Here is a 523-nt window from a genome sequence, read left to right as displayed (position 1 = left end):
TCCCGTTGGCGATGCATTGGAGACATGCGGACGAAAAGGGAAGTCCATCAAACAATGCGGTAAGGCCATAAAATCCGTGATAGCAGTGTTCGCAGCCAGCGGCTTGCCCACGTGGCAGTGGCGTAGGCCAGGCAGCTTCGGGGAGCGTTATGGGTTTTTCCAGACGTTGTCGGCAGTGGAGACAAAGTTTTCTTACAAACCGCTGGGAAATAACGGGCGTCAGCGCGGAGGCGATCATCCAGCGAGCAACCACCATTTGCTGCAGGCGTACCAGCGTTTCAGTGGTGGTATTGGTATGCAGTGTTGATAGCACCAGATGACCTGTTTGTGCGGCTATAAGGGCCATTTCAGCAGTCTCGCCATCGCGGATTTCACCCACTATGATTATGTTGGGACCCTGGCGCAGCAGAGCGCGCAATACGCTCTGAAAAGTGAGACCGACGCGGGGATGAATTTGAGTTAGGCTAAGCCAGGCGATTGGGATCTTTACCGGTACTTCCACGCTGCAAACATTCATCTACGG

General features: G+C 54.1%; 1 pseudogene. It reads right to left on the bottom strand.

What is annotated here, in order from left to right:
- Positions 1-517 (bottom strand): annotated as a pseudogene (locus ACU8YC_RS26140) (ATPase, T2SS/T4P/T4SS family); the annotation flags it as partial.
- Positions 518-523: the final 6 nt, after the last annotated feature.

The sequence above is a fragment of the Citrobacter sp. VF227 genome, assembly GCF_052950715.1.
Note: the sequence above shows the minus strand (reverse complement) of the source record. Positions and strands in the feature narration are given on the sequence as shown.